19 protein-coding genes are annotated in these 26,533 nt (G+C 71.4%); 12 read left to right on the top strand and 7 right to left on the bottom strand.

Annotation, left to right across the window (positions count from 1 at the left end; translation table 11 throughout):
• The first annotated feature begins 204 nt into the window (after nt 1-204).
• Complete coding sequence (locus ACFZBT_RS26510) at nt 205-1,419, top strand: extracellular solute-binding protein (protein WP_391108056.1); 1,215 nt, start codon at nt 205-207, stop codon at nt 1,417-1,419.
• Nucleotides 1,420-1,732: 313 nt separating this feature from the next.
• On the opposite strand, the gene ACFZBT_RS26505 is transcribed toward ACFZBT_RS26510, so the two are convergent.
• On the bottom strand, nt 1,733-3,010 hold the full coding sequence (locus ACFZBT_RS26505; protein ID WP_391108053.1) for a cellulase-like family protein: 1,278 nt from the start codon (nt 3,008-3,010) through the stop codon (nt 1,733-1,735).
• A 156-nt stretch (nt 3,011-3,166) separates the two neighbouring features.
• Between ACFZBT_RS26505 and ACFZBT_RS26500 the strand changes: the two genes are divergently transcribed.
• Nucleotides 3,167-5,212: a glycoside hydrolase family 2 TIM barrel-domain containing protein gene (locus tag ACFZBT_RS26500; protein WP_391108050.1), complete on the top strand. Its 2,046-nt coding sequence runs from the start codon at nt 3,167-3,169 to the stop codon at nt 5,210-5,212.
• A gap of 83 nt (nt 5,213-5,295) precedes the next feature.
• On the opposite strand, the gene ACFZBT_RS26495 is transcribed toward ACFZBT_RS26500, so the two are convergent.
• From ACFZBT_RS26495 to ACFZBT_RS26485, 3 genes are all read right to left on the bottom strand, one after another.
• Entirely contained in the window at nt 5,296-6,225 is a 930-nt protein-coding gene (locus ACFZBT_RS26495) for an ABC transporter permease subunit (RefSeq protein ID WP_391108047.1), read from the bottom strand.
• Nucleotides 6,222-7,133, bottom strand: coding sequence for an ABC transporter permease subunit (locus ACFZBT_RS26490; RefSeq protein ID WP_391108044.1), 912 nt, complete (start codon nt 7,131-7,133; stop codon nt 6,222-6,224). Before ACFZBT_RS26490 ends, ACFZBT_RS26495 begins: the two co-directional genes overlap by 4 nt.
• 64 nt (nt 7,134-7,197) lie before the next feature.
• Nucleotides 7,198-8,541 (bottom strand): extracellular solute-binding protein, encoded by a 1,344-nt coding sequence (locus ACFZBT_RS26485; RefSeq protein ID WP_391108041.1) that lies wholly within the window; start codon nt 8,539-8,541, stop codon nt 7,198-7,200.
• A 164-nt stretch (nt 8,542-8,705) separates the two neighbouring features.
• Between ACFZBT_RS26485 and ACFZBT_RS26480 the strand changes: the two genes are divergently transcribed.
• From ACFZBT_RS26480 to ACFZBT_RS26450, 7 genes are all read left to right on the top strand, one after another.
• Nucleotides 8,706-9,449, top strand: a complete 744-nt coding sequence (locus ACFZBT_RS26480) for an SDR family oxidoreductase (protein ID WP_391108038.1) — start codon at nt 8,706-8,708, stop codon at nt 9,447-9,449.
• Nucleotides 9,450-9,504: 55 nt separating this feature from the next.
• Nucleotides 9,505-10,251 (top strand): FCD domain-containing protein, encoded by a 747-nt coding sequence (locus ACFZBT_RS26475; protein WP_391108035.1) that lies wholly within the window; start codon nt 9,505-9,507, stop codon nt 10,249-10,251.
• Nucleotides 10,248-11,393, top strand: a complete 1,146-nt coding sequence (gene dgoD / locus ACFZBT_RS26470; protein WP_391108032.1) for a galactonate dehydratase — start codon at nt 10,248-10,250, stop codon at nt 11,391-11,393. Before ACFZBT_RS26475 ends, dgoD begins: the two co-directional genes overlap by 4 nt.
• Before the next feature lie 52 nt (nt 11,394-11,445).
• A complete protein-coding gene (locus ACFZBT_RS26465) occupies nt 11,446-12,066 on the top strand; it encodes a bifunctional 4-hydroxy-2-oxoglutarate aldolase/2-dehydro-3-deoxy-phosphogluconate aldolase (protein ID WP_391108029.1) in 621 nt (206 codons plus the stop codon).
• A gap of 41 nt (nt 12,067-12,107) precedes the next feature.
• On the top strand, nt 12,108-13,028 hold the full coding sequence (locus ACFZBT_RS26460; RefSeq protein WP_391108305.1) for a PfkB family carbohydrate kinase: 921 nt from the start codon (nt 12,108-12,110) through the stop codon (nt 13,026-13,028).
• A 16-nt stretch (nt 13,029-13,044) separates the two neighbouring features.
• Entirely contained in the window at nt 13,045-13,971 is a 927-nt protein-coding gene (locus tag ACFZBT_RS26455) for an SMP-30/gluconolactonase/LRE family protein (RefSeq protein WP_391108027.1), read from the top strand.
• 173 nt (nt 13,972-14,144) lie between these two features.
• Nucleotides 14,145-15,467: an aldehyde dehydrogenase family protein gene (locus tag ACFZBT_RS26450; RefSeq protein WP_391108024.1), complete on the top strand. Its 1,323-nt coding sequence runs from the start codon at nt 14,145-14,147 to the stop codon at nt 15,465-15,467.
• 25 nt (nt 15,468-15,492) lie between these two features.
• Here the strand turns inward: ACFZBT_RS26450 and ACFZBT_RS26445 are convergent, their stop codons facing one another.
• Nucleotides 15,493-17,016 carry an alpha/beta hydrolase gene (locus ACFZBT_RS26445; protein WP_391108021.1) on the bottom strand — a complete coding sequence of 508 codons (1,524 nt, stop codon included), beginning with the start codon at nt 17,014-17,016 and terminating at the stop codon, nt 15,493-15,495.
• Nucleotides 17,017-17,138: 122 nt separating this feature from the next.
• Between ACFZBT_RS26445 and ACFZBT_RS26440 the strand changes: the two genes are divergently transcribed.
• On the top strand, nt 17,139-18,083 hold the full coding sequence (locus ACFZBT_RS26440) for a MerR family transcriptional regulator (RefSeq protein ID WP_391108302.1): 945 nt from the start codon (nt 17,139-17,141) through the stop codon (nt 18,081-18,083).
• A 282-nt stretch (nt 18,084-18,365) separates the two neighbouring features.
• Here the strand turns inward: ACFZBT_RS26440 and ACFZBT_RS26435 are convergent, their stop codons facing one another.
• Together ACFZBT_RS26435 and ACFZBT_RS26430 are read right to left on the bottom strand one after the other, a co-directional pair.
• Nucleotides 18,366-19,457: a DUF5937 family protein gene (locus ACFZBT_RS26435; protein ID WP_391108019.1), complete on the bottom strand. Its 1,092-nt coding sequence runs from the start codon at nt 19,455-19,457 to the stop codon at nt 18,366-18,368.
• A gap of 22 nt (nt 19,458-19,479) precedes the next feature.
• Entirely contained in the window at nt 19,480-21,054 is a 1,575-nt protein-coding gene (locus ACFZBT_RS26430) for an AbgT family transporter (RefSeq protein WP_391108016.1), read from the bottom strand.
• A 237-nt stretch (nt 21,055-21,291) separates the two neighbouring features.
• Between ACFZBT_RS26430 and ACFZBT_RS26425 the strand changes: the two genes are divergently transcribed.
• Nucleotides 21,292-23,202 carry a CocE/NonD family hydrolase gene (locus tag ACFZBT_RS26425; protein ID WP_391108013.1) on the top strand — a complete coding sequence of 637 codons (1,911 nt, stop codon included), beginning with the start codon at nt 21,292-21,294 and terminating at the stop codon, nt 23,200-23,202.
• A 200-nt stretch (nt 23,203-23,402) separates the two neighbouring features.
• Nucleotides 23,403-26,522: a SpoIIE family protein phosphatase gene (locus ACFZBT_RS26420; RefSeq protein ID WP_391108010.1), complete on the top strand. Its 3,120-nt coding sequence runs from the start codon at nt 23,403-23,405 to the stop codon at nt 26,520-26,522.
• The last annotated feature ends 11 nt before the right edge of the window (nt 26,523-26,533 follow it).

Here is a 26,533-nt window from a genome sequence, read left to right as displayed (position 1 = left end):
CCAGGGGGCAGCCCCACGTGCTGCTCTCCAGCGGGTTCTCGCTCCAAGGGGTCGACCTCGGCAAGCTCGGTGTCGCGTTCCAGCGCATCGCGCAGCCCGGATGGTGCAGCAGTGACAGGTGTGCACATATGCAGCATGCCATAATGCATGCATATTGCCACTAAAGGGACATGTGGATGTGTTATGGCAGGGCCGCGCATCGTAATGAGGGCAGCCGTCGCCCTGGCGCTGGGCGGGACGTTGGTCATGGCGTGCGGCGGCGGCGATGGCGGCTCGAAGGCATTGACCTGGTCGATGTGGGCCAGCGGTGGTGAGGAACAGCAGGTCTGGCATGAGCTCGCGGACCGTGTGTCCCTTGAGGATCCGCAGGTCACGATCAAGCTTGAGACCTCGTCCTTCGAGGACTACTTCGCTGAGCTCGGCACTCGCCTCGGCAGCGGCGACGCGCCCTGCATCGTCTCGATGCAGGCGCTCCACACCACGGGCTACACCCAGGACATGGTGCCGCTCGACGAGCTGATCGCCAAGAACAAGTTCAATGTGACGGACTTCGACAGGTCTGTCATGGAAGGGCTGAGTGACGACGGGAAGCTTTACGCGCTGCCGTACGACGTCGGCCCTGTGATCCTCACGTACAACAAGGACATGTTCCGGAACGCGGGGGTGCCGGAGCCCAGGGTTGGGTGGACTCTGGCCGAGTTCGAGTCGGCCGCCCGCAAGCTGACCGGGGACAGGACGTACGGGTTCGTGGCGGCGCCTCAGGACATATGGATGTTCTCCATGGTGCTGACCAGGACCGGGGCGCAGCCCACCGACGGGGCGGGCAGCCTGCGACTCACCACACCCGCCATGACGGAGGGCGTGCAGTGGTACGCCGACCTGGCGGCCAGGAAGAAGATCGCCCCCCGCCTGCCCGCGCCCGATCCCGCATTCTCCGACACGCAGTTCCTCAGTGGCACTGTGGCCATGGGCACCAACGGGCCGTGGGCGTTGCTGAACCTGAAGAACCAAGCCGGCTTCCGGGTGGGCCTGACCACGATTCCCGCCGGCCCGTACGGCAGCAGGACGTACTCGTCGGGTTCGGGTTTCGGCATCTCCAAGTCCTGCCCGGACCCGGAGGGGGCGTTCAAGGCGATCACGCTGATGACCGCCAAGAAGCAACTGGAGTGGCTCGGCGGGGTGGGGCGTGCCTATCCGTCACGTGAGTCGGCACAACACGCCTGGTACGAGAACGCCCGCCTGGCCGGAGCCCGAGAGGTCCTCGAAGCAGCCAACGCCGCAGCGATTCCGCTGCGCACGACGAAACACTGGGAGCGGGTCAACGAACTGCTCAACCAGTACGGTCCCAGCCTCTTCAGTGGGGCGAGCTCGGCGAAACAGGTACTGGAGCAGGTGCAAAGGCAGGCCGGGCAGGATTGATCGGCGCGCGATCGGGCCGAGAGGCGAGTGGACGGAGGGGCGGAAGGGCGCCGGGCCCCACTGGGCGAACGGGAAATGCCCCCGGCCGCATTCATGATCGAGGGAGACGGTCAGGGGCAGATCCGAGCATGACCATCCACGCCGCCGAACCCGGCACCCCCTCCGAAGAGGACGGGCGCCTGCTCGCCTCGCTCGCCGCCACCGAAGACAGCACCCCCGCCGCACAGCACGCCACCACCGGCCGAGGCGCTTCTCCGTGCGGGTCAGCAGGGGAGATCGAGGCCCTTGTCCGTGACCGAGGGCCTCATCGCGTTCAGCTCGTGGTGACTCGGGCGTTGACCCGCCGCATCCAGTCGCGGTCGGTGTGCCACATGGGGTGATGCGGGGCCGCGTTCGAGGTCAGGACGACGCCCCGGAAGCCCGCGGCGAGGCAGCGGTCGACGACGAACTCCGCGATGTCCTTGCCGACGGCGTCCTCCTCGAAGCGCGTCAGCAGCGGGGTGTATCCCACGACGCCTTCACCGAGCACGGCGGGAATGTTCCGCAGGCGGGCGAACTCGGCGACGGAGTCGACCCATCCGGCCAGCGTCTCCCGCATGGCCTGCCGGTGTGCCGGATAGTTCTCGTAGAGCCACAGGTCCCAGCGGTCGGGGTCGACCCAGTCGAGTGTGTAGAACAGTTCGCGCGGGATTCCGGTGGCGGCCAGTCGCCAGGGCTCGTCCGGGTGGTAGTCGGCGAAGGCGGGTGCGTCGGGGCGCAGCATGGCGGCCAGTTCGGGGGTGGGCCAGGTGGTCGTCTCGGGTGCCGCCTCGGTGCCGTGGCCGAGTCCGACCGCCTCGTACAGCGCGCCGAGCACGCCGTAGACGTAGAAGTGGAAGTGCGCGATCTGCGCCCCCTCCGGCAGGTCGTCGATCTCGCTCGGCCAGGGCTCGCCCAGCGAGTAGGTGACGGGGGTGCCGGGGTGCCGGGCCCGCAGCAGCTTCACGGCACGGTCGAGAGGGCCGCGCAGGTAGGCGTAGTGGGTGACGCCGTCGCGCGGTACGAGGGAGCAGTTGTCGACCTCGTTGTGCACCTCGACGTAGGCGACCTGATCGGCCAGTCCGCGCTCGGTGAGGAAGTCGAGGAGCTCGGCGAGCGCTTCGGCCACCGCCTCGGCGCGGTCCGGGCCGGGGACCTCGGCCAGGGCGCGGTGCCAGGAGTCGGTGTCGGCGAAGCTGGGGGACTGCTGGTACTCCCAGGAGGAGACGATCACCTGGCAGTCGTGGCGGGCGGCGGCCTCGAACAGTTCGACGAGCCGGCGGCGGCCGTCCAGCGGATAGCCGCCGCGCACGTCGTACCAGCGGGTGCGCTGTCCGAACTCCTCGCCCAGGCCACGGACCTCGATCGACTCCGGATCGGGGACGCGTCCGGAGAACAGCAGGAAGGGCATGGCGCAGACACGCACGGTGTTGAAGCCCCGGTCCACCGCCTCGGCGAAGGCCTGGTCCAGGTCGGCGAACGGCTCGCCGGGTCCTGCCTGTGTGTACCAGCTGAAGTCCCACAGGGTGATGGCGAGTCGGCCCGTGGTGGCTGGCTGCGGTGCGGTGGTCATGAGGTCACCCGTCGTTCCTGTGAAGTGGGAAGCCGTCGGCGTGGCGGCACCACGCCCACTCAATTCATTATTTATGAATAATCCTTGACGAGGAACACCCGGTTGTCCAGGCTGTGGGGCGGACGAATACGTACGTGCATCAAGGAGCCGCCAGTCATGACCGAATCCCTCCTTCCGTCCCGGCGCACTGTCGTCACGGCACTCGGCGTGGCAGCCGCCGCTGTCGCGCTCCCCGCCTGGCCGGAGACGGCGCGCGCCGCCGACGGCAGGTCCGCCGCCGACGGCCCCGTCCTCGACACCCACCCGGCCACCGAGCCCTCCGGCACCCACGTGCGCGAGGTCGGCGGCACCGGCGTCGTCTTCCAGTACGGCACGGTGCTCCCGGCCTTCGATGGCTGGCGCACCCGCGAGCCCACGCGCGACTACCTGTCTCTGGACAGACGCTGGCGTTTCCGGTTCGACCCCACCGGCCAGGGACTCGGCGAAGGCTGGCACTCCCCGCGCCACGACGACCGGACCTGGGGCCGCATCGGCGTCCCGGCGGCCTGGGACCTGCTGAACACTCCCGACTTCGGCTCGGAGACCGCCCCCTTCGGCCAGGGCACGGCGTTCGCCGACGGCTACGCCTGGTACCGCACCACCATCGACGTGCCCGCGTCCTGGCGTGCCCGGCACGTACGCATCGCCTTCCTGGCCGCCGGATACAGCGCCGAGGTGTGGCTCGACGGCAAGCACCTGGGCAAGCACGAGGGCGCCAACTCGCCCTTCGCGCTCCCTGTGGCGGGGGCGCTTCGGCCGGGGACCCGCCAGACGATCGCCGTGCGGGTCTTCCGCCGGGCGAGCTACACCGACTACACGGCCGCGACGCCGCAACCGGTCACCGACGACCACGAGCTGCCGTACAAGCCCGTCGACTACTGGCCCTACGCGGGACTGACCCGGTCCGTCTGGATCGAGGCGGTCCCGAAGGTCACCATCGCCAAACTGCTCGTGTCCGCCGCGCGCGGGCGCCTGGAGGCACACGCGGTCGTCGAGAACCACGGCGCCACCGGCTTCGACGGCCGGCTCACCCTGGATCCCGGCCGGGGGAGCGGCGGCCGGCCCGTCGTGGTCGCGGCCCGGATCGCGGCCCGGTCGGCCGGCGTCGTGCGCGTCTCGGTCCCGATACCCCACGCCCCGCGCTGGAGCCCGGCCTCGCCGCACACGCTCACCGCCCGCGCCACCCTGAACGCCGGCAGAACCCCGGGGCCACGAGTGGACACACTGTCCTGCGTGTACGGCGTACGCGAACTGAGCGTCGCGGACGCCCAGTTGCGCCTGAACGGCAAGCCGCTGTTCCTCAAGGGCCTCAACTGGCACGAGGAGACGGCCGCCCACGGCAGGGCGATGACGCCGGCCGAGTACGACCGGGAGCTGGGACACATCACGGCGGTGGGCGCCAACTTCATCCGCAACTGCGTCTACAACCGGCACCCGTACGTCTACGACTGGGCGGACGAGCACGGCGTGCTGGTGATGGACGACATCGACACCATGTGGCTCAACACCGCCCAGGAGAGGCTCCAGACCGAGCGCTACGGCCTCGCCCGCGCCCTGGCTCTGACCATGGCGTGGAACCAGCACAACCACCCCTCGGTGATCCTGTGGGGTCTGCAGAACGAGTCGGAGATCGACGCCGACGGCGCTCCCGTCTACCGGGCCTGGCTCGCCGACCTCAAGGCGGCCATAAAGGCGGTCGACCTCACCGCCCGCCCCGTGACCTGGGCATCCAACACGAGCAACGACCCCGCGTTCGACCTCGCCGACGTGATCGGGTTCAACGAGTACTTCGGCTACTTCTACGGCAAGGACGCCGACCTCGGTCCCACGCTGGACGCGGTGCACGCGAAGTATCCCGACAAGCCCATCCTCATCACCGAGAACGGCACCTGGTCCGTGGCCGGCACCCACGGCTCCGCCACCACACAGGGCACGGAGGAGTGGCAGGCGGCGAGCTTCACCGCGCACTGGGCGCAGGTGACGGCGCGCAGCGACTTCGTCGCCGGCTTCACCTACTGGGTGCTCAAGGACTACAAGCAACGGGCGGGGTACAACCAGGACTACAACGGCATCTCCGTGATGGGCCTGATCACCTTCGCCGAGGAACGGCCCAAACTCGTCCACGACGTGTTCCGCAAGGCGGTGAATCCCCGGGGCAGATGACCTGACGTGGAACGGCAGAAGGGAGAGGGGGCCGTCCCCTCTCCCTTCTGCCGTCGCGCCCTCAGTCGTCGAGCCCTCAGCCGTCAGGCCTTGACGCTGCCCTCGGTCAGACCGCTGCGCCAGAAGCGCTGCAGGGCGACCATGGCGATCATCAGAGGGACGACGGAGACAAAGGCGCCTCCCACGGTCAGTTGGTAGAGCTGCGGTTGGCGGTCGGCGAAGGACTGCCATGACGTCAGACCGAGGGTGATGGGGTAGAGCTTGGAGTCGGACAGCATGACCAGCGGCAGGAAGTAGTTGTTCCAGATGCCGACGAACTGGAAAAGGAAGATCGTCACCAGGGCGGGGGTCATGATGCGCAGAGCGACGACCGTGAAGATGCGGATCTCTCCCGCGCCGTCTATGCGGGCCGCCTCCAGCAACTCGTCCGGTATGGACGCCGCGGCGTAGATCCGGCACAGGTACACGCCGAAGGGACTGACGAAGCTCGGCAGCAGGACGGCCCAGTAGGTGTTGGCCAGGCCCGCCTCGCTGAACAGCAGGTACATCGGCAGCGCCAGCGCCGTGCCAGGGATCAGGACGCCGCCCAGCACGATGTTGAAGATCGTGTCGCGGCCGGCGAAGGAGAACTTCGCCAGCGCGTAGCCGGACATCGCGGCCAGCAGCGTCGCCACGCCCGCGCCGACCCCCGCGTACAGCAGGCTGTTGGCGGCCCAGCGCAGGTAGATCGCATCGTCGTAGGTGAGCACCTGGTGCAGGTTGCTCAGGAACTGCGGTTGGGAGAACCACAGCCCGAAGGTGCCGAACAGGTCGCCGGTGGACTTGGTGGACGCCACGACCAGCCAGTACACCGGGAGCAGGAAGTACCCGGCGGCTGCCACGAGCAGGCCGGTGACGAGGATGCGGCTGCGCGTGGTGACCCCGGTGATGCCGCCGCGCGGTGACGTGCCGTCGCCGGAGGCCGGGTTCTCACCCCTTGGCGGGGCTGTGCGGGCCGCTGTCCGGAGACTCACGCGTCCCCACCTCTCTTGTTGACCAGCCGCAGGAACCCGAAGGAGAGCACGAACGCGGCGAGGGCGAGCAGGACCGCCTCGGCGGCGGCGAGGTGGTAGTTGTCGTTGGTGAACGCCTCGTTGTAGGCGCTGAGGTTGGGCGTGTAGGCGCTGTCGATGCTCGACGAGACGGGCTTGAGCACGAGCGGCTCCGCGAACAGTTGCAGCGTGCCGATGATGGTGAAGACCGTGGTGAGGACCAGCGCCGGGCGCAGCAGCGGCAGCTTGACGTGCCGGACCGTCATCCACGCACTGGCGCCGTCGATGCGGGCGGCCTCGTACAACTCCGTGGGGATCGTACGCAACTGGGCGACGAGAACCAGGACGTTGTAGCCGGCGAACTCCCAGGTGACGATGTTCGCGATGGACCACAGGACCGTGTCTCCGCCCAGGAGGTCCACCGACACTCCCAGGTGACGCATGCCGTCCACGAGCGGGCTGACTCCAGGAACGTACAGGAAGCCCCACAGGATGGACGCGATGACCCCCGGAACGCCGTAGGGCAGGAAGTAGGCGGCGCGGAAGAACCGCACGCCTCTGGCCGAGGCGGTGTCCAGCAGCAGCGCGAGCCCGGCGGCCAGCGCGACCATCACCGGCACCTGGACGGCCGCGAACAGCAGCACGCGACCGATGCTGCGCAGAAAGGCGTGGTCGGACAACGCCTCGGAGTAGTTGCTCAGCGCTACGAAGACGGTACGGCTGCTGCCGAGCCCCAGTGGCCCGGTGCGTTCGACATCCATGACGCTCTGGTAGACGGCGTAAGCGATGGGGGCGGCGAAGGTCAGCAGGAACAGCAGGAGGAAAGGCGCGACGAAGGCGATGGGCGCCAGATTTCCGCGGCGGCGGGGCGCTCGGGTGCGGGTGGGCATCAGGGTGCTTTCTGGAGTCCGGAGGGGTGAGCGGCGGCGGCAGCGTCGCGCCCTCCGGAGGCGGTCACTGGCCGGTGGAAACCTTCAGACCCTTCCTCTTCAGGTCTTCGACGGTCTGCTTCTGTGCCTGCTTGACCGCGGAGACGAACGAGCCCTTGCCCGCCACGGCGGCCTGGAAGCCGTCGTTGAGGTGCTGGTAGGTGGCGTCGATCGTCGGTATCCACTTCCACGAGGTGTCGATGTTCTTGTCCGCCTGTGCGAAGACCTCGTTGTACTTCTGGCCTCCGAAGAACTTCGACGGCTTGTCCAGCGAGGAGCCCTGGTACGCGTCGGCCCCTGCCGGCCAGCCGTATCCGCCCTGCAGCAGCAGGTCGACGCTCGCGGGGTCGGTGTTGAGCCATTCGGCGAACTTCAGGGCCTCGGGGATGTGCTTGGCGCCCTTGAGGACAGCCGTGGAGGAGCCGCCCCAGTTCGCGGAGACGTTCGCGCCCTTCGTCCATTGCGGCATGGGCGCCACCGCCCATTTTCCGGCGGTCTTGGGAGCGTTTCCGCTGATGATGGCGTCGCCCCACTGAGCACTGACCCATGAGGTGATGGCGCCGGACTGCAGGTCCTTGTACCAGCCGTTGGCGAAGTCGGGTTCGGTCTTGATCAATTTCCTGGTGCGCAGGTCGTCCCAGTAGGCGGCGACCTTGAGGGTCTGCGGGGAGGCGATGTCGACCGACCAGGTGTCGCCGTCGACGCCGAACCACTTGGCGCCGGCCTGCCATGCGAGCGCGGTGAACCAGGCCGAGTTGCCCGGGGGGAAGGTGCCGATGGAGGCCTTCGGGTCGGCGTCGCGGATCTTCTGCGCGGCCTGGGCGTACTCGTCCCAGGTGGTGGGCGGCTTGATGCCCCACTTCTTGAACAGGTCGGAGCGGTAGAACAGGCCCATCGGACCGGACGCCTGGGGGATCGCGTAGACGGCCGAGCCGAAGACTCCCTGCTGCCACTGCCAGTCCACGAACTTCGACCGGTCCTTGTCCGCGCCGTAGTCGGACAGGTTCACCAGGCCGTTCTCCAGCAGGAACGAGGGGATCTCCTGGTACTCCACCTGGGCCAGGTCGGGCGCGTTGCCGCTCTTGAGGGCGGCGCGCATCTTCGCATAGCCGCCGCTGCTGCCCGCCGGGATCTTCTCCAGCTTGACGCGGATGTCCGGGTGAGTGGCGTTCCACTTGTCGACGGCCTTGTCGACACCGGGAACCCACGACCAGAAGCGCAGGTCGACCTTCTCGCCGGGCTTGGCGGATGCCTGTGCCTTGTCCTGCGAATCGGCCGAACCCCCGCAGGCGGAGACGAGCAGGGAGATGGCGACAAGGGTCGTTGCTAGCGCGCCCCGGCTTCTGCGGCGGGGTGTGGTGCGGCTCATGGAGGGAGGTCCTTCCTTCGTCCTGAAGGTGCCTGTTGCGTGCCGGTCAGTCTCGGAGCGGCATCACCGCGTCGTCAAGATATATTCATAATTAATTGAAACAGCTATGGTGGGTGCGCAGGCAGGAGCGAGGGGAGACGCACGTGATGACGGAATGCCGCAGGATGACGGGGCGCGTGGCGGTGATCACCGGGGCGGCGCACGGTATCGGCGCGGCCACGGCCCACCGGCTCGCGGCCGAAGGGGCGGTTGTCGTGGTCACGGACGTGGACGACTCGGCCGGCAAGGCCGTCGCGGCGGACGTCGCCGACAGCGGCGGACGCGCGGAGTACGTTCACTGCGACGTGACCTCGGCCGCCGACTGGGAGCACCTGGCCCGCCACGTGGACGAGCACCACGGCCGGCTGGACGTGCTGCACAGCAACGCCTTCGCCAAGCTCGACAAGCCCGCCCACGAACTGAGCGAGGCCGAGTGGGACGGTCAGATGGCGGTGCTGCTCAAGCCCGCCTGGCGCGCGATGAAGACGTTCGCGGCCCCGCTGCGCGAGGCGAAGGGCTCCGTCGTCCTGACCTCGTCGGTGCACGCGGTCATCGGCCTGCCGGGCCACGCCGCCTACGCCGCCGCGAAGGGCGCGCTGTGCTCGCTGGGGCGGCAGTTGGCCGTCGAGTACGGTCCCGGCATCCGGGTCAACACCGTGCTGCCCGGTCCCATCCTGACCGCCGCCTGGGACGGGATCCCGGAGTCCGACCGGGCGCGCAGTGTGGCGGCCACGGCGGCCAGGCGGTTCGGGCAGCCGGAGGAGGTGGCAGCGGCCGTCGCCTTCCTGGCATCGGCGGACGCCTCCTATGTGACCGGCGCCAGCCTGGTGGTCGATGGAGGATGGAGCGTCATGAAGGAGTCCTCGTGAGCGTCGCCCACCGTGCGGTGGGCCAGGCGCAAGGACCGATACGGAAACGGAGAACGTGGTGACCCATCCCCCCAAGGGGCTGCACGGTCAGGCGATGGAGGAGCTGGGGCGGCGCATCATCCGCGGCGACTACCCCCCGGGCTCCGTCGTCGACCCGGTCAAGTTCGAGACCGAACTCGGCGTCAGCAAGACCGTCGTGCGCGAGGCGCTGCGCGTACTGGCGGCCAAGGGCCTGCTGGAGTCGAAGCAGAAACGCGGCACGACCATCCGGCCCCGCGCCGACTGGAACCTCCTCGACAGCGACCTGCTGCGCTGGCAGGGCAGCAGCGCTCCCTCCGACGGGTTCCTGGACGACCTCGCCGAGGTCCGCGCGATCGTCGAACCCGCCGGAGCCAGGCTCGCCGCGGCCCGCCGCACCCCCGCCGACCTGGACGCCCTGCGGCAGGCACTCGACGCGATGGCGGCGGCCGGGACGGACGCGGAGGCGATGGTCGAGGCCGACCTGGCCTTCCACCGCGCCCTGCTGGACGCCGCGCACAACGAACTGCTCAGCCGGATGGAAGTCGTCATCGAGGCCGGTCTGCGCGTGCGTGACCGCATCGTGCACGGCGCCCTGCACTTCTCCGACTCCTTGCCCGTGCACCAGGAACTGCTCGACGCGGTCGAGGCGGGCGATCCGGACGCCGCGGTGACGGCCGTCGAGTCCCTGCTCGCCCAGGCGTCCCACGACCTGGCCGCCGTACAGGCCCGGGAAGACCACGACGACACCGCGACCGACCCGCTCCGCGAGGAAACTCCTTGAAGATAACCGGACTTGAGACGTTCCTGGTGGCTCCGCGCTGGCTGTTCCTGCGCATCGCCACCGACGAGGGTGTCACCGGCTGGGGCGAGCCCGTGATCGAGGGCCGCGCCGAGACCGTACGCGCCGCCGTGCACGAACTGGCCGACTACCTCGTCGGCCGGGACCCGCTGCGCATCGAGGACCACTGGCAGGTGCTCACCAAGGGCGGCTTCTACCGGGGCGGCCCCATCCTCTCCAGCGCCGTCGCCGGCATCGACCAGGCCCTGTGGGACATCGCCGGCAAGACCTACGGCGTCCCCGTGCACCGCCTCCTCGGCGGCCCCGTCCGCGACCGCGTCCGGATGTACGCCTGGATCGGCGGCGACCGTCCCGGCGAGGTCGCCGAACTCGCCGAGGAACAGATGAAGGCGGGCTTCACCGCCGTCAAGATGAACGGCTCGGCCGAACTCGCCCCGATCGACACCCCGGCACGCACCGCCGAGGTCGTCGACCGTGTCGCGGCCGTCCGCGAAGTACTGGGCGACGAAAGGGACATCGCGGTCGACTTCCACGGCCGGGCCTCCACCGCCATGTCACGCCGGCTGCTGCCCCTGCTGGAGCCGCTGCACCCCCTGTTCGTCGAGGAGCCCGTCCGGCCGGAGCACTCGGATCACCTGCGCGCGCTGGCGGAGTCCACGAGCATTCCGCTCGCCACCGGCGAACGCCTCTACTCGCGCTGGGACTTCCGCGAGGTCATGACCAGTGGCATCGCCGTCGCCCAGCCCGACCTCTCGCACGCCGGCGGCATCTCCGAGGTCCGCCGGATCGCCGCCATGGCCGAGACGTACGACGTCACCCTGGCCCCGCACTGCCCCCTCGGCCCGATCGCCCTGGCCGCAAGCCTCCAGATCGCCTTCTCCGTACCGAATTTCCTCATCCAGGAACAGAGCATGGGCATCCACTACAACCAGGAGTGCGACCTGCTGGAGTACGTGATGGACCCCGAACCCTTCCGTTTCCAGGACGGATACGCGGTCGCGAGCACCCGGCCCGGACTCGGCGTCGACATCGACGAGAAGGCGGTACGCAGGGCTGCCGAGGCCGGACACCGCTGGCGCAACCCCGTGTGGCGCGGCACCGACGGAGCGTTCACCGAATGGTGACCGCGGCGCGGCCGCCCCTCTCGAACCGAACCCGCAAGGAGAGCCCGCTTTCATGCACCTGGTGGAATCCCTCCGACGCCAACGCCTGCTGGCGATCGTGCGGGGCAAGGACCCCGTCGCCGCCCTGCGCACCGTGCACGCCCTCGTGGAAGAGGGCATCGCGGCCGTCGAGATATCGCTGACCACCGCGGACGCCCTCGCCGTGATCAGGCAGGCCCGCGCCGCGCTCGGCCCCGACGCCCTCCTCGGCGCCGGCACGGTGCGCTCCGCGGCGGACGCGGCCCGCGCCGTCGACGCCGGAGCGTCGTACCTCGTCACCCCGGCACTGGTGGACGGGCCGGCGCCGTGCGGCGTGCCCGTACTGATGGGCGCCCTGACTCCGAGCGAGATCGAAGCCGCCCTCGCCCGCGGCGCCGACGCGATCAAGCTCTTCCCCGGTTCGCTCGGCGGCCCCGGCTATCTGCGGGCCCTGCGCGACCCGTTCCCCGAGGTGCCCTTCGTGCCCGTCGGGGGAGTGGACGCACAGGCCGCCCGTGACTACCTGGCCCGGGGCGCCCTCGCCGTCGGTGTCGGCTCGCCGCTCGTCGGGGATGCGGCCGACGGCGGCGATCTGAACCAACTGCGCGTCCGGGCAGCCGAGTTCCGCAGGGTGGCCGCAGGGGAGACGTCGTGACGACAGCGGCTCCACCCGAGGTCGTCACCTTCGGCGAGACCATGGCGGCGCTGCGCGCCAACAGCGCCCTGCGGATGGGCGGCAGTCTCGGCCTCTCCGTGGCGGGAGCCGAGTCCAACGTCGCCGTCGGCCTCGCCCGGCTCGGGCACCGGGTGCGCTGGGCGGGCCGGGTCGGCGCGGACGAACTCGGTGCCCTGGTACTGCGCACCCTGCGCGCCGAGGGGATCGACATCAGCCACGCGGCCACCGACGACGCGGGACGGCCGACCGGGCTGCTGCTGACGGAACCCCGCCTGGGCACGCTGACCCGCGTCAGCTACTACCGCACAGGTTCGGCGGGGTCGGCCCTCACACCCGCCGGCGTACTGCCCGCACTGGCTTCCGGAACCCGCGTCCTGCACCTCACCGGCATCACACCGGCGCTCAGCGCGTCGGCCGCCGAGACCGTCCTGGCCGCCGCCACGACCGCCCGCGACGCGGGCATCACCGTATGCCTGGACGTCAACTACCGCTCCAGGCTGTGGACAACCGATCGCGCCCGCGCCGCCCTCCGGCCGCTGCTTGCCCACACCGACCTGCTCGTCGCCTCCGAGGACGAGCTGCCGCTGGTGCTGCGACAGCCGGCGGCGGGTGAGCCGGAGGCCGTGCAGAGCCTGTTGGACGCGGGCGTCCGAGAGGTGATCGTCAAACGGGGCGCACACGGTGCGACGGTCGTCTCCGCCGACGGAACAGCCGACCGCGCCGCCCGGCAGGTCGACGCCGTCGACCTGGTCGGCGCCGGCGACGCCTTCGTGGCCGGGTACCTGTCCGGACTCCTCGACGGCGCGGACGTTCCGGCCCGCCTGCACCGGGCCGTCACCACCGCGGCCTTCGCGGTCGCCACCCGGGGCGACTGGGAAGGGCTCCCCACGCGCGACGAACTGGGCCTCTTCGACGAACCCGACGGCACGACCGTCCGCTGACCGAAAGAGAAGACTCATGGCACACCCGACAGCATCCGTCACGGTCGTGGTGGACGGAGGGTACGAACTCGCCGAGGGCGGGCGCTGGGTCGACGGCCGGTACGTGTACGTCGACATCCTCAGCGGCCGGCTCTTCGAGCTGCACGCCGACGCGGCGCCGGCCCCCCGCCAACTGGCCCTTCTCGACGTACCGTTGGGTGTCGTCGCGCCGGTGCACGACAGACCGGGGGCGTGGATCGCCGCCGTGGGCACTGGCATCGCGTTGCTCACCGCCGAGGGCGCCCTGGAATGGCTGGACCGGCCCGAGGACCGGACCCCGGTCCCCAGCAGGATGAACGACGGCGTCGCCGACCCCGCCGGCCGCTTCTGGGCCGGGAGCATGGCCTACGACGGCACCCCTGGCGCGGGCTCGCTCTACCGCACGGACCCCGACGGCACGGTCGTACGTGCCCTCGACGGCCTGACCATCCCCAACGGCCCGGCGTTCACCGCCGACGGCACGACCATGTACCTGGCCGACACGGCCGCCGGCACCATCCTCCGCTGCCACGTCGACCCCGTCTTTGGCGGACTGTCCGCCCCGAAGGCCTTCGCCCGGCTGCGCGATGCCGAAGGCAGCCCCGACGGCATGACCGTCGACGAGGAGAACTGCCTGTGGGTCGCGATGTGGGGCGCCGGCGCGATCCGCCGGTACCATCCCGACGGCCGCCTGCTCCATACCATGACCGTGCCCGCCCCGCACCCCACGTCGGTGTGCCTGCCCCCCAGGGGCAACCGCCTCCTGGTCACGACGGCCCGGTACGGCGTGAGGAATCCGACCGCGGCCTCCGGCGCGGTGCTCAGCATCCCCGTGCCGGTCAGGGGAACGGTGGCTTGTGCCTGGGGGGCCTCTCTGGCCGAAGACCGTGTTCGGCAAGGCAACCCGGCGGATAGCGGGCCTTGAGCCGCCTGAGCATGATGATCAGCGAGGCTCGCGCACATGCGCTGCGCTTGAGTTCCTGGGATGCCCCCCGCGTGCTGTGACGCGTGGCACGAATGTGGGGCGGAAACGCTGGAATCCAGCGGAGCGGTCAGAAGGTTGGTATATACATCCGACTGTGATCCTGTGAGGTACCCGTGAGTCACTCCACCCCTGAGCAGCCCGCCGACGTCGTCGCCCGTCTGCGCGCCACGTTCCGCACCGGCCGTACCAAGCCCGTCGAGTGGCGCACAGCCCAGCTGCGCCGGCTGCGCGACATGCTCACCGAGGACGGCGCGGACGTGGCCGCCGCCCTCCGCGCCGACCTGGGCAAGAGCGCCACCGAGGCCTACCGCACCGAGATCGACTTCACCGTCCGGGAAATCGACCACACCCTCGACCACCTCGACGGCTGGCTGCGCCCCGAGCCCGCCCCGACCCCGGCCCACCTCGGCGGCGACGCGAGGGCCTGGACGCAGTACGACCCCCTCGGTGTCGTCCTCGTCATCGCGCCCTGGAACTACCCGGCCCAGCTCCTGCTCGCCCCCGTCGTCGGTGCCCTGGCCTCCGGCAACGCGGTGGTCGCCAAGCCGAGCGAGCTGGCCCCTGCCACCTCCGCCGTCCTGGCCCGGCTGCTGCCGGCGTACCTCGACACCGACGCGGTCGCCGTGGTGGAGGGCGGGATTCCCGAGACCACGGCCCTGCTGGCCGAGCGTTTCGACCACATCTTCTACACCGGCAACGGCACGGTCGGCCGTGTCGTGCTCCGTGCCGCCGCCGAGCACCTCACTCCGGTCACCCTCGAACTCGGCGGCAAGTCACCGGCGTTCGTCGACCGCGACACCGACCTGGCCGTCGTCGCGGACCGGCTGGCCCGCGGCAAGTTCCTCAACGCCGGACAGACCTGCGTCGCCCCCGACTACGTCCTGACCGACCCGGAGACCGCGGCGGCTCTGGAGCCGCTGCTCGCGAACGCCGTGAAGGCCCTGTACGGCAGCGACCCGGCCGCCTCCGGCGAGTACGGGCGGATCATCAACGAACGGCACTTCGACCGGCTCACCGGCCTGCTCGACTCCGGCCGCACCGTCGTGGGCGGCACGAGTGACCGAGCGGCGAAGTACCTCGCGCCCACCGTCCTGGCCGATGTCGACCCCGACGCGCCCGTCATGCAAGAGGAGATCTTCGGTCCCATCCTGCCGATCGTGACGGTTCCCGGCCTCGACGAGGCGATCGACTTCATCAACGACCGGGACAAGCCGCTCGCCCTGTACGTCTTCACCGAGTCCGGGCAGACGCGGGAGCGGTTCGCCGCGGAGACCTCCTCGGGCGGACTGGGCCACGGCCTGCCGCTGGCCCATCTCACCGTTTCCGACCTGCCGTTCGGCGGTGTGGGGGAGAGCGGCATGGGCAGCTACCACGGCCGCTACTCCCTCGAGACCTTCAGCCACCGCAAGGCGATCCTGGACAAGCCGCTGCGCTGAAGCCCATGGCGGGTCGGACTGGGGGTCACCTGGTCAGGTGGGTGACCACCGAGCGCATCGCGTGGTGCAGGGCAGGGCGTGTCTCCTCTTGTGCGCTGAGAGTTTCGAACCCATGGTGGCCGTTCGGGACGTCGACGAGTTCGAGTCGCGCCGCGCATGCGTCGGCCGCGGTCACGAACGCCTCGACGGTCGCGGCGATCTCCGGTGCCTCCCGCCCGGCGCGCAGCAGGACGACGGGCAGGGGCCCCGCCTGTCCGACCGCCTTGGCGGGGTGGAAGCGGCTGCCGGTCATCCCCCAGGCGGGCAAGGGGGCCAGGATGGGGTAGGAGGCGGCCAGGCAGCGCAGCCAGGCGGGGGGCTGGGTCAGCCAGTCCGCGGTGAGCAGGCCGCTGCCGGAGAAGAACCACAGGGCGATCCGGTCGGCGTCCACCCGGGCGTCGGCCCGCACCAGTTCCACCCCGGCGGCGATGTCCGAGGCGGCGCGTTCGTAGTCCGCCACGTCGTGGAGGCGGTGGTCGAGGGTCGCGCCGATCAGGCCCTCGGCGGCGGCCAGGCGGGCATAGCCCACCAGGGTCGGCCATTCCCGCGGGCTCGGTCGCGCTCCGGCGGGTACCGGTCCGCCGTGCACGAACACCACGGCCGGTCGCGGGCTCCCGCCCTCGGGGACGTGGAGATCGACATGACCCTTGCGGTCGCGAGGCACCTCGGGCACGTCCAGCGGGAACGGGCGCAGGTGAGCGGGCACTGGCGCGTCCTCGCCGGTCGGCCGCAGCCGGTGCCCCTCACCGGCTGCGGCCCGCAGCAGGACGTCTGCCAGCGCTTCAGGGCAGGACAGCATCGGCCAGTGCCCGGTGGGCAGCTCGAAGAAGCTGACCTGAGGTTCGGTCAGGACGGCGAGCGCGGGGTCGCCGAAGTCGACGCGCATCTGCACCAGGTCGATGGTGGCGCCGTTCCGGGCGCACAGCACGCCGGTGACGGGGATCGCGGCCACCGCTCCGGCCAGCCGCAGCGGCTGAGTCAGGGTGCGCAGCGGTTGAGGCGCCGCCAGGGCGGTCAGCCGCTTCAGGGCCGCCTCGCTGACGCCGTCGGTGCTGCCCCAGCGCTCCCACTCGTCCGGGGCCGGTGGCGCCAGCACACCCTCGCGCTCGCCCGCCTCAAGTCGTTCGGTCAATCGCGCGCGCAGAGCCTGGTCCGGTACGGCGGCCAGCGCCGGCACACCGTTCTGCGGCATCCCGCAGTCCAGGTACACGACGCGTGCGACGCGCTCTGCCCGCCGGTCAGCGGCGCCGAGCACCGGATGGATCCCGTAGTCGTGACCGACGAGCACGATCTCACGCCCGGAGGTCACGTCCACCGCGTCGACAGCCGCGATCACGTCTTCGATGTGCGTTTCCAGACTGACGTGGGCCGCCTCGCCGGGCCGGGCCGGGTCGACGCCCGTCAGCGGGACCGCGTGCACCGCGCTGCCCGCCGCGACCAGCCGCGCGGCGGTCTCCCGCCAGACATGGGCCCCGGTGAACGCACCCGCCACCAAGATGAACACCTGCACAAAGCCCTCCTCGGACTCGTCACATGACGCCACGCCGGTCGCGCACGCCATCGCTCGCGGGCCACGGGGCCTGCCCCGGCCGCGCACCGGTACGGTAGGAACTCCCCCAGAGGGAGGTTCAACTGTCCGACTCACATGATCTGTTGTGGAGCATCGGGGAGCTCGCCGAGCGCGCCGGCGCCACCGTGAAGACCGTCCGCTTCTACTCCGACCAGGGCCTGCTCCCCGAAGCCGCTCGCAGCAGTGGAGGACACCGCCGCTACGGCCCCCTGGCACTGGAACGACTGCGCCTGATCCGCTCCCTGCGCGCCCTCGACCTGCCCCTGCCCGAGATACGCCGGGTCCTCGAGGACGACGACGCGGCCGGCCGTGCCCTGGAGGGCGCCCTCGACAGCAGGCTGAGCGAGCTCGGCAGTGAGTTGAAGGTCCTGCGCTGGCGGGAAGCGGCACTCCAACTGGTGAGGGACTGCCCGCCGGCTCAGCGCGCCGGCCGGCTGAGGTTGCTCAGCGCGCTGAACACCCCTCCGAGCACCGCACCACTGGCCGGCTTCTGGCGCACCTGGCTGCCACCACGGATGCCGCGCCTGGCGATCGCGGCCTTCCTGGAGGCGGCCGTCCCCCAGCCACCCGACGAGCCGCACCCGACCCAGGTACTCGCCTTCGCCCGGCTGCACGCGATGACGACCGCTCCCTGCCCGGGCGGCCGGCGGCCCCAGCCTGTCGTGCACCGAGTAGCGGGGGCCCGTGGCGCCGCCCTGCTGTACGCGGGCCTCATCGAAGCATTCGACATCGCGGCCCCCCACCTGCGCCGGGCACACGACCCCGATCCGGGCGAGGCCCTGGATGCCTACGTCGCGGCTTACGCGAGTGCCTACCGCAGCCGCGACACACGCGAGTTCCGCCGTTCGCTCGCGGTCCGCCTGTCGGCCGAGCCGCGCCTGGACCGATACTGGGAACTCGCCGCCGTCGTCCTGACTCCGCCGGGCGGCAGCCCGCAGCCGACCCCGGGCTCCGCGGACGACTGGCTGCGCGAGGCACTCCGGCTGGACAACAGCAGAGCAGCGTGAGCCCCCCGCCCGGGACGTCCGGAGCCCGGCGGCGAGCGCGACACGGCCTGCGAGGTGATCCCATTGCCCCGTCACCGGCTGGACCCGGCTCGAACCCCGGGCCCCGCACCATGGGTGAGGCTCCGTGGCCGCGCCGACCGGATCACCCGCTACCGGCCTGGCGCCGGTGCCCTTACGACGGCTCCATGCCACTGGAGGCGCTCGCCGAGGCGGGGCCCGCCGGGCCCGGCTCCACCGTCCCGGCCCGCCCGGGACGGCGCCTGCCGAACCCGGTGGTCGGTTTCACCGTGCCACGGTCGCGAGGACATCGTGGCCCAGCCGCTGCACGACGTCCGTGGCGAGCCGGTGCCGCACCAGTTTGCCGTCCCGGGTGGAGTGCACCAGGCCTGCGTCGCGCAAGGTCCGCAGGGCTCGGGAGACCTGCGGCTCGCTGGAGCCGAGCCGGGTGGCGAGCTCCGAGGTGGTGATGGGCTCGCCCAGCAGATGGCGGCACAACTCCATCCGGGCGGGAGAGGTCAGCGCCATCAGCCGGGCGTGCAGATCCCGCAGGGTCAGCTCCCCGGCCGGGGAAGTCCCGCGCGCCGCGTACTGCACCACCACGCACGACGGATGCTCCCTCTTGACCGTCAGATGCGGCCACACCCGGGCGGAGGGGACGAGGACGAGGGGGCGCGGAGCCACCCTCACTTCGTCGATCTGCAGCTTGTCCAGCCGTACCCGTTCCCCCGGCCCGACCCGTGCCGCGGTCGGCAGCAGCTCGGTGAGCACGTCCGCGGGCGAGCCGGCCGCCAGTCGGCGCCGTACCTGCCGGGCGTGATCCTCCAGGGGCGGACGCAGGGCGCGCCAGTCGTCTGCGAAGAACGCGGTGTCGGTGGCCCGCAGTACCGCCAGCAGCCGGTCCCGCAGCTGAAGCGGTGCGGCCACCAGCTGGCGCGCCAGCTCACCGCGGGCATAGGAGCGGCGCAGACAACGGCGTGCGTAGTCCTCGGCGGCGGCGGTGCCGGCCCGCAGCTCGCCGGCCGACGGCACGCGCGGTCCGGCGGAGCCGAGAATCCCGGGCGCCACCAGGTCGACGAAGTCCTCGACGGGCAGCGCCGCGATGGCCGCGAGCTCCTCGTCCAGGCTCGCCGCGAGCGGCACCGTACGGGGAAAGAACAAGCGGCAGCGGAAGCGGGCCCACAGCGGAGCGAACACCGACAACTCGTCGTGGAGATCGTCTCCCGCCGCGGCGACGCGGGCCGTCCAGCCGGTGGCCTCCGGGTGGTGCTCGGGTTCGGCGAGCACGTGCAGGCTCGCCATCAGCTCCGACAGCGCGGAGGGCCCGGCCACCACGTCCGCGGGGCCGAGTCCTCCGAGATCGAGAACGATGCTCACGGCGTCAGCGTACGGCCGGCTCTCACCGTACGGGCGCGCCCGGGCCCAGCGGGATGCCCAGCAGGTACCAGGCGAAGAACAGCAGCACCCAGACCACCAGCATGATCATGGCAACGGGCAGGGTGAAGGAGACCAGGGTGCCGATGCCCGCCTTGCGGCGCAGGGTCTGCAGGTAGCCGACACAGAGCATGAACGAGGTGCTCATCGGGGTGATGGAGTTCGTACAGGAGTCGGCGATGCGGTAGAGCGCCATGGTGGTGGCCGGGCTGGTGCCGAGCAGCATGAGCATCGGCACCAGGGCCGGGGCGACCAGGGCCCACAGGGCGGATCCGGAGGTGATGAGGAGGTTCATCAGCGCGACCGCGACGATCAGCAGGGCGAACAACATCAGCGTGGGCGCGCCCAGCCCTTCGAGGAAGTCCGCGCCCTCGACCGCGACGACCGTGGCGATGTTGGTCCACTTGAACAGGGCGAGGAACTGGGACACCGCGAAGAAGAGCACCAGCAGCGGTGCGATGGAGCGCACCCCGTCCGCCATGAACTCCGGCATCGCGCGGCTCCCCTTGATCCGCCCGGTGAGCCGCCCGTACACGGCGCCGACGATCAGGAAGAAGACGGTGAGGAAGACGGCGATGGCGTCCATGAAGGTGGACTCCACGATCGCGCCTTCCGCGCCGCGCAGCGGTGACGAGACGGGCAGCATCGCGAGCACGATCAGCGTGGCGTAGCCGAGCACGGCCAGGCCGGTCAGCTTCAGGGCCCGCAGCTCGGTGGCGTCGTCGACCCCGGTGGCCACCGTCCGCCGTGCCGCGGCGGCCTCCAGATCCGCGTCGGGGATCAGGTGGTGCTCGCGCTTGGCGAGGATCTTGTCCACGACGAGGGCGATGGTGCCGGCCAGCACGAACGCCGAGACGGTGGTGAAGTACATGTTGTCCGTCGCGCGGACCACCACGTTCTTGTCGACGAGCTGCGCGGCCTCCGTGGCCACGGACGCGAACAGCGCGTCACCGGGGGCGATCAGCGGGTTCGCGTCGCCCGCCGCGTTGATGGAGACGAACGCGACGATCATGCCGAGCATGGGGGAGCGGCCCACGGCCCGGAAGGCCACCGCCCCGAGCGGGATGAGGACCACGTACGCGGAGTCGGACAGGAACTTGCCCAGCACACCGCCCAGGGCCACGCTCAGGACGACCGTGCGCGGGGACAGGCCCGACAGCATGCGGCGGGCCAGGGCTTCGAAGAGTCCCGAACGCTCGGCGACCGCCACTCCGAGCATCACCATCAGCACGGTGCCGAGCGGCCCGAAGGTGACGAAGGAGTCCTGTGCGCCGGTGACGAGGTCCCGTACGGCGTCCGCCGACAGGGCGCTGCGTACGCCGACCAGGTCGCCCGAGGAGGGGTCCTCGACCCGCAGGCCAAAGGCGTTCAGCGCCCAGCTGACGACGGCGACGACCCCGCACAGGAGCCAGAACAGCCAGAACGGATGCGGCAGCGCGTTCCGCGCGCGCTCGACCAGGTCGAGGATCCGGGAGCCGCGGCCCCCCTCTTCGGGCTCGGGGGCATGCACCTCCTCGGTGCGGCTGTCGGGTGTGCTCATGGCGGCCTCCTGTGAGGGCGGTGACGGGGGAGCGGGGGCGTGGCGCGGAAGGCGCCGCGGCAGTGGGAAAGAGGACCCGGAGCCGGCCGCGATCCGCCGCGATGGGGATCCCGGGGGGTTCTGGGATGGGCTGCACAGTAGGTCCCGTGTCCGGTCCCGTCACCGTCGTGCGGAACAGTTGACCTGATGACGTCAAGTGATCGCCATGCCCCGGTCCCGCTGCTTAGCGTCACGGGAGTGACCTCGTACGACACCTCCCACGCCGGCCGGCCCGAACCCCTCCAGGGGGGTGCCCTGTGGCGCCGCACCCTGCGCATCCCCATGCGGGACGGCATCCGCTTCGCCGCCGACCTGTACTCCGCCTCACCCGGACCGGCGGCACCCGCGCTGCCCGTACTCCTGGAACGCACCCCGTACGGCCGGCGCACGCGGCGCGGTTCCGACCAGGACCGCGGCGGCGCCCCGGTTCCCCGGCCCGAGGACATCGCCCGGCACTTCACCGAAGCCCGCTACCACGTCGTACGGCAGGACTGCCGGGGCCGAGGCGACTCCGAGGGAACGTTCGTGAAGTACCTCGGAGAGGGGCCGGACGGGCCGGACACGATCGCCTGGCTCAAGAGGCAGCCGTGGTGCGACGGCAGGGTCGTGATGACGGGGGTGTCCTACTCGGCCCACGTCCAAGCGGCCGCGGCCGCCGAAGGGGCGCCGGGGCCGGCCGCCATGTTCCAGGACTCGGGCGGTTTCTCCTCCGCGTACGACGCGGGGATGCGGATGGGCGGCGCCTTCGAGCTGAAGCAGGTGACCTGGGCCCTGCGGCACGCGCGGCACAGCCCGGAGGCGGCGACGGACCCGGTGCTGGCCGAGCAGCTCCTGCGGGTGGACGTGACGGGCTGGTTCGGCGCGATGCCCTGGCGGCCCGGCTGCACACCGCTGCGCCACCTGTCGGCGTACGAGGACTATCTGCTGGAGCAGTGGCGGCAGGACACCTTCGGGGACTACTACCGCAACCCGGCGCTCTACGGGCGCGGCTTCTACGAACGCTTCCCGGACGCGCCGAGCATGCACCTGGGCAGCTGGTACGACCCCTACGTCCGCTCCACCATCGAGAACTTCACCGCCCTGCGGGAACTGAAGGCGGCGCCCTCCTACCTGGTCATGGGGCCATGGACACACGGGCACCGCTGCGAGTCGTACGCCGGGGACGTGGACTTCGGTCCGCGGGCGACACTGGACGGCAACCTCGCCCCGTCGTACCTGGAGTTCCGCCGCCGCTGGTTCGACCGGGCGCTGGGCCGGGACGAGGGACACCCGGAGAGGGCGGACCTCCCCGCCGTCCAGTACTTCCTGATGGGCGGCGGCGACGGCCGCAGGGACGCGGCCGGGCGGATGCGGCACGGCGGCGCATGGCACGCCGACACCCAGTGGCCGCCGGCGTCGACGACCCCCGTGGCCCTGTACCTCACCACTGACGGCACCCTTGCCACCACCCCGCCCACCGCGGCCGCCGCGTCGGTGACCTACGACTTCGACCCGCGCCACCCGGTCCCCACCATGGGAGGCCAAGTCACCTCGGGCGAGCCGGTGATGACCGGTGGGGCATACGACCAGAACGCCCCGGACAGCCGGGTGTACGGGGCACGTGAGCCGTACCTGCCGCTGGACTCCCGCCCGGACGTGATCAGCCTGAGCACCCCGCCACTCGAACGGGACGTGGTGCTGGCCGGCCCGGTGTCGGCACGGCTCCACATCTCGACGAGTGCCCCCGACACCGACTTCACCATCAAGCTGATCGACGTCCACCCGCCGAACGCGGACTATCCGCACGGATTCGCCATGAACCTCACCGACGGCATCGTCCGCTGCCGCTTCCACCGCTCCTACGAGAAGCCGGAGCCGCTCATCCCGGGCGAGGTGTACGAGATCGAGGTCACCGCCCCCGACACGGCGAACCGCTTCGTCGCAGGCCACCGCATCCGGCTCGACATCTCATCCAGCAATTTCCCTCGCTTCGACGTCAACACCAACACCGGCGAACCGGAGGCCACCGCCCGCCGCACCGCCATAGCCGTGAACACCGTGCACATGGATGCCGAGCACCCCTCCCACCTTCGGGTGTGGCTCGAAGGAGGAGCGAGCGCCCTGGGGTAGCAGGACAATGTCACCGTCGCGCCGAACGCGGGCCGCGCGTGCACTGGTGGCGTTCGCGTCAGCTCCATGGCGAAGCCACCGAGGGGGCCTGCCCTGACGGGCCAAGCGAATCGTGACTCATGCCCGCAATGCCCGTATCCTCATCAATGCACGATTCTTTCCGATGAGCGGATTCATCGCAGGCGCAGGTGAGGCGAAGCGTGGTTCGGTCCGGCGAGGAACCCAAGCCGGCGGGGCGTGCGACTGACGGCACGGGGCCCGCCCGTCCTCGCGAGCGGTTTCTCCAGGGTGAGTCCGTCGAGGCGGGCGTACGGACGTCCATCCTGAACTCGTGGCAGCGCTGCCGGACCCTCGGCCTGTCGCCGGACGAGTCCGACCTGCCCTACCGGGAGGACTTCGACCCGGGGGGCCGTATCGTCCGCGCGGCCGTTCCCGTGCTCGACCGGCTGCAGTCCGCCTTCTCCGGCAGCAAGGTCAACATCTCGGTCGCGGACGCGAACGGGACGGTCCTGCTGCGCCGCTTCGGGGATCCGGCGATGGCCAGGGACCTGCCGGCGATCCAGCGGGTCCCCGGGTTCGTGTTCGCCGAGCGGGTGGCCGGTACGAACGGCATCGGGCTGGCCCTCGCGGAGCGGCAGCTCATCCGCGTGCACGGCGCCGAGCACTTCGCGGAACGCGCCCAGCAGAGTGCCTGCGTCGCGCTCCCCGTCCGTGATCCGCTCAGCGGCCGCATCGAGGGCGTCCTGTGCTTCGGCTATCCGCGCGGTTTCGACCGCCCGGCGCTGGCCGCGGCGATCCGCCGGGCGGCCGAGGCGATCGAGCGGCGGCTGCTGGGACAGAGCTCCGCGCACGAGCGCGCGCTGCTCCGGGCGTATCTGGCGACCGGGGCCGGGGCCGGGGCCGTGGGCCTGCGCGGCGGCCTCGCGACGGGTGCGCCGGTACAGGAATTCCACCCTCGTGACCAGGCGGTCCTGCGGGAGAAGGCGGCCGAGCTGATCTCCCGTGCGCAGCGGGCCGCCGTCGACGTGACCCTGCCCGGCGGTCGGCGGGTGACGCTCGTGAGCCGCCCGATGACGAGTGCGTCCGGGGTGCGGGGCGTCGCCATCGAAGCGGTGCCGCATGACTCCCCGGCGAGCGGGTCCCTCCTCCTTCCGCAACGAGCCGGCGAGCTGCCGGACCTTCCCGCCGTCCCCGCCGCCACCCTGACCACCCGCCCCTCGACCACCCTCCCGTCCGGACACCCCGCTGCCGGGACCCGCCCGGTCCTCGCGGCCGACGGCGGCCGGGGAGCCGGGAAGCCCGGTGGGCGCGTCACGACCGACGGCGACCGGGGCGCCGCCGGGCCTTATGACACGGTCCCGGCCGGGCCGGGCGAGGCCGTCGCGGCCGGTGGGGGCCGGGGAACCGCGGGGCGTGGCGAGGGGGTCGCGGCGGACGGTGAGCGGGGCGCCGCCGGGCTTGACGACACCGCCCAGGCCGGGCCGGGTGAGGCCGTCGCGGCTGATGGTGAACGAGGAACCGCCGGACCCGGCGGGACCGTCGCGGGCGGACTCCGCGACGCCGCCGCAGCCGAGGGAGGCCGCGACTCCGGGGCCGACCGCGTCGAGGCGCCCTTCCCGGCCCGAGGTCTCGTGATGCTGGGGGAGCCGCAGGTCGGGGCCTACGCCCTGGCCGCGCGCCGGCGGCTGGAGCTGCTGTCCGAGGCCAGCGCCCGCATCGGCACCACCCTGGACGTGCGCCGCACCGCCGAGGAGCTGGCCGAGACGGCGGTCCCGCGACTGGCCGACTTCGTCACCATCGACCTGCCCGACGCCGTCCTGCGCGGTGAGGAGTCCACCGACCCCCTCGCCGACCTGCGCCGCACGGTGCTGTACGGCGTACGCGAGGGTCTGCCCTTCACCCCGCCCGGCAAGCGCGTCGACTTCGGTCCGACCTCGCCCCAGCTGCGCTGCCTGAACAGCGGCGAGCCGGTGCTGGAACCGGACCTGAGGGCCGCGGCGGGCTGGCTCGCCCAGGACCCCGAGCACACCGCGCGCCTGCTGGCCCACGTCCACTCGCTCATCGCGGTGCCCCTGCTCGCCCGCGGTGTCGTCCTGGGCATCGCGGGCTTCTACCGCGCCGGGAGTTCCTTCGGCGACGACGACTGCTCGCTGGCCCAGGAGCTCGCCACCCGCGCCGCCCTGTCCATCGACAACGCCCGGCGCTACACCCATGAACGCACCATGGTCCTGGCCCTCCAGCGCCGGCTCCTCCCGCACGGGCTGCCCGACCAGGACGCCGTCGAGGTCGCGCACCGCTATCTGCCCGCCGAGTCCGACGTGGGCGGGGACTGGTACGACGTCATCCCCCTCTCCGGCGCCCGCGTCGGGCTCCTCGTCGGCGACGTCGTCGGCCACGGCATGCTCTCCGCGGCCACCATGGGCCGGCTGCGCACCGCCGCACGCAGCTTCGCCGAGCTGGACTTCCCCCCGGACGAGGTCCTCGTCCACCTCGACAACCTCGTGGGGCGCCTGGACCGGGAGGACCCCGACGGCAAGGGCGCCGGGGTCATCGGCGCCACCTGCCTCTACGCCGTCTACGACCCGGCCTCGCAGCGATGCCTGATGGCCCGCGCCGGGCACCCGCCGCCCGCGCTCGTCCACCCCGACGGCACCGTGACCTACCCCGACCTTCCGGCCGGGCCGCCGCTCGGCCTCGGGGGCCTGCCCTTCGACTCCGTCGAGGTCGACCTCCCCGCGGGCAGCCAGCTGGTCCTCTACACCGACGGCCTCATCGAGGACCGCGAACGCGACGTCGACGTGGTCCTGGAGCAGTTGCGTACGGCCCTGGCCCACCCGGAGCGCGCTCCCGAGGACACCTGCCAGGCGGTCCTGGACGCCGTGGCGCCCGCGCACCCGCACGACGACATCGCCCTGCTCGTGGCCCGCGTCCACGCCCTGGACGCCGAGCGGATCGCCACCTGGGAGCTGCCCGCCGACCCGGCACTCGTCGGCGAGGTCCGCGCGGACGCCATGCGGCGGCTGACCGAGTGGGGGCTCGAGGAGACCGCGTTCGCCGCGGAGCTGATCCTCAGCGAGCTGATCACCAACGCCATCCGGCACGGCGCCGGGCCCATCCGGGTACGGCTGCTGTACGTGCACACGCTGATCTGCGAGGTCTCCGACGCCAGCAACACCGCTCCGCATCTGCGCCGGGCGGCCAGTACCGACGAGGGCGGACGAGGGCTGTTCCTCGTCGCGCAGCTCTCGCAGAGCTGGGGCACGCGCTACCTCCCGGAGGGCAAGGTCATCTGGGCCGAATGCGGGCTCGACGCCGCGTGACGGGTTGCCGC

Origin of the sequence: Streptomyces sp. NPDC008137 (assembly GCF_042957035.1) — a bacterium.
Classification (GTDB): Bacteria; Actinomycetota; Actinomycetes; order Streptomycetales; family Streptomycetaceae; genus Streptomyces.
Note: the sequence above shows the minus strand (reverse complement) of the source record. Positions and strands in the feature narration are given on the sequence as shown.

Coding starts and splice junctions, on each gene's coding strand:
- ACFZBT_RS26510 (WP_391108056.1), top strand. CDS start 205: ATGAGGGCAGCCGTCGCCCTGGCGCTGGGCGGGACGTTGGTCATGGCG.
- ACFZBT_RS26505 (WP_391108053.1), bottom strand. CDS start 3,010: ATGACCACCGCACCGCAGCCAGCCACCACGGGCCGACTCGCCATCACC.
- ACFZBT_RS26500 (WP_391108050.1), top strand. CDS start 3,167: ATGACCGAATCCCTCCTTCCGTCCCGGCGCACTGTCGTCACGGCACTC.
- ACFZBT_RS26490 (WP_391108044.1), bottom strand. CDS start 7,133: ATGCCCACCCGCACCCGAGCGCCCCGCCGCCGCGGAAATCTGGCGCCC.
- ACFZBT_RS26485 (WP_391108041.1), bottom strand. CDS start 8,541: ATGAGCCGCACCACACCCCGCCGCAGAAGCCGGGGCGCGCTAGCAACG.
- ACFZBT_RS26480 (WP_391108038.1), top strand. CDS start 8,706: ATGACGGGGCGCGTGGCGGTGATCACCGGGGCGGCGCACGGTATCGGC.
- ACFZBT_RS26465 (WP_391108029.1), top strand. CDS start 11,446: ATGCACCTGGTGGAATCCCTCCGACGCCAACGCCTGCTGGCGATCGTG.
- ACFZBT_RS26460 (WP_391108305.1), top strand. CDS start 12,108: ATGGCGGCGCTGCGCGCCAACAGCGCCCTGCGGATGGGCGGCAGTCTC.
- ACFZBT_RS26455 (WP_391108027.1), top strand. CDS start 13,045: ATGGCACACCCGACAGCATCCGTCACGGTCGTGGTGGACGGAGGGTAC.
- ACFZBT_RS26430 (WP_391108016.1), bottom strand. CDS start 21,054: ATGAGCACACCCGACAGCCGCACCGAGGAGGTGCATGCCCCCGAGCCC.